Raw genomic sequence first — 2,666 nt, 5'->3', positions numbered from 1 at the left:
CGACGGCGGTGAGCGGGGCGTCGGCGGGGATCGCGGCCAGCAGGGCGGCGAGGGCCTCGCGGTCGGCGACGTCGCAGGAGGTGATCGTCACGGTGGCGCCCAGGCCGCTCAGCTCCTCGGCGAGGTCGGCGGCGCCGGGGGCGTCGGGGCCGCGGCGGCTCGCCAGCAGCAGGTGGCTCGCGCCCGCGGCGGCGAGCTGTCGGGCCACCGCGGCGCCCCGGCCGCCGGTGCCGCCGGTGATCAGCACGGTGCCCGGGGTCGCCCCCGGGGTCCAGCCCGCGTCGGCTGCGCCGGCCGGGGCCGGGACCAGGCGGCGGGCGTGGACGGCGGCCGTGCGGATCGCGATCTGGTCCTCGGCGTCCGAGCCGTCCGGGCCGTCCGCGCCGGCGAGGACGGCGGCCAGCCGGCGCACCGCGGTCTGGTCCGGTGCCCCGGGCAGGTCGACGAGGCCGCCCCACTGCTGGGGGTGCTCCAGCGCGGCGACCCGGCCGAGGCCCCACACGGCGGCCTGCTCGGGCGCGGTCGGCGCGTCGGTGCGGGCCACGGCGACCGCGCCGCGCGTCAGGCTCCACAGCGGCGCGGTGACGTCCGCGTCGCCCAGGGCTTGCAGGAGGGCGAGGGTCACCGCGGCCGGGTCGGTGCCGCGGCCGAGCGCGAGGAGGGACAGGACGCCGGTGAACGGGCGCCCGGTCGAGGGCAGTTCGCGCAGCAGCGCGGCGAGCTCGGCGCGCTGCGGGGCGGGCACGGACAGGAGCAGGGCGTCCGGTCCGACGGCCTCGCAGGCCGCCTCCGTCCACGCCTCGTCGCCGTCCTCGGCCGGCGTGACCACCAGCCACGGGCCGGAGGGCCGGGCCGTCGAGCCGCCCGGCAGCGCGCGCCAGGACTCGTGGAAGCGCAGCGCGTCCAGCAGGGACTGGTCGCGGTGGTGGCGCCGCCAGGCGGACAGGGCGGGGAGCACCGCGCCGAGCGCGTCGCCGTCCACGGCGAGGTCGGCGGCCAGCGCGTCCAGGTCCTCGCCCTCGACGGCGGCCCAGAAGCGGGCGTCCAGCGGGTCGTCCTGCACGGCGACGCCGGGGCCGGCGGCCGGGGCGTGCGTCTGCGGCCAGTAGCGCTCGCGCTGGAAGGCGTACGTCGGGAGGTCGGTGCGGCGGGCACCGGTGCCGTCGAACAGGCGCGTCCAGTCGACGGGCACGCCGACGACATGGAGGCGGGCGAGCGCGGTCAGCAGGGCGGTCTCCTCGGGACGGCCACGGCGGCCGGCCGGCTCGACCACGGCCTCCGGGGCGTCCGCGAGGGTCTGACGGACGGCCGGGGCGAGGGCCGCGTCGGGGCCGAGTTCCAGGAAGTCGGTCGCACCGGCGGCGTGCAGCGTGCGGATCCCGTCGGCGAAGCGGACGGCCTCGCGGACGTGGCGCACCCAGTAGTCGGGGGTGGTGACGTCGCCGTCCAGGGAGCCGGTCAGGTTGGAGACCAGCGGGATCGAAGGGGCGCCGTAGGTAAGCCCGTTGAGGACGGTGCGGAAGTCCTCCAGCATCGGGTCCATCAGCGGCGAATGGAACGCGTGCGAGACCTTGAGCCGCGTGGTCCGCCGGTCGGCGAAGTGCGCCTCGATCGCCGCCACCGCTTCGAGAGAGCCCGACACGACCACGGAGGTCGGACCGTTGACGGCCGCGATCGAGACGAAGTCACCCAGCAGCGGCAGGACTTCGTCCTCCGTGGCCTGCACGGCGAGCATCGCGCCGCCCTCCGGCAGCGCCTGCATCAGCCGGCCGCGAGCGCTCACCAGCGTGCAGGCGTCCTCCAGCGAGAACACCCCGGCCACATGCGCGGCCGCGATCTCGCCGATCGAGTGGCCCGCGACGAACTCGGCCCGCACACCCAGCGATTCGACGAGCCGGTACAGCGCCACCTCGACCGCGAACAGCCCGGCCTGGGCGAACTCCGTCCGGTTCACCAGCTCCTCGTCCGAGCCCCACACCACATCGCGGACAGGCAGATCGAACTGCGCGCACACCGCGTCGAAGGCCTCGGCGAAGACGGGGAAGCGGGCGTACAACTCTTGGCCCATGCCGAGGCGTTGGGCACCCTGTCCGGAGAACAGCAGTGCCGTCCTGCGCTCGCCGTCGGCGACGCCCCTGGCCACCTCGGCGCCGTCCAGCAGCACCGCCCGGTGCGCGAAGCGCGACCGACCGGCGGCCAGCGAGAGGCCGATGTCCACCGGCGAGGCGTCCAGCCCTCCCAGTCGCGCGAGCTGCGCGTCCAGCGCCGCCTCCGACTTGCCCGCCGACACCCACGGCACGACGCCCGGCGCCACCGACGGCTCCGGCGCGGGGGCCTCGGCCGGCGGCGCCTGCTCGACGATCACGTGCGCGTTGGTGCCGCTGATCCCGAAGGCCGACACGCCCGCGCGGCGCGGCCGGCCGGTCTGCGGCCACTCCTCCGCCCGCGTGAGCAGCCGGATGTCGCCGGCCGTCCAGTCGACGTGCGAGGACGGCGCGTCCACGTGCAGCGTGCGGGGCAGCACACCGTGCTGCATCGACAGCACGGCCTTGATCACGCCGGCCGCGCCGGCCGCGGCCTGGGTGTGGCCGATGTTGGACTTCAGCGAGCCGAGCAGCAGCGGGCGCTCGCGCTCCTGCCCGTAGGTCGCGAGGAGGGCCTGGGCC

General features: G+C 77.0%; 1 protein-coding gene. It reads right to left on the bottom strand.

The features are described 5' to 3' along the window. Positions 1 to 2,666, bottom strand: a 2,666-nt coding sequence (locus tag ACFV4F_RS43080) for a type I polyketide synthase (RefSeq protein ID WP_380511456.1), incomplete at both ends; no start/stop codon positions are given.

The sequence above is a fragment of the Kitasatospora sp. NPDC059722 genome (assembly GCF_042733235.1).
GTDB lineage: Bacteria > Actinomycetota > Actinomycetes > Streptomycetales > Streptomycetaceae > Kitasatospora.
This window is presented reverse-complemented; position numbering and strand designations above follow the sequence as displayed.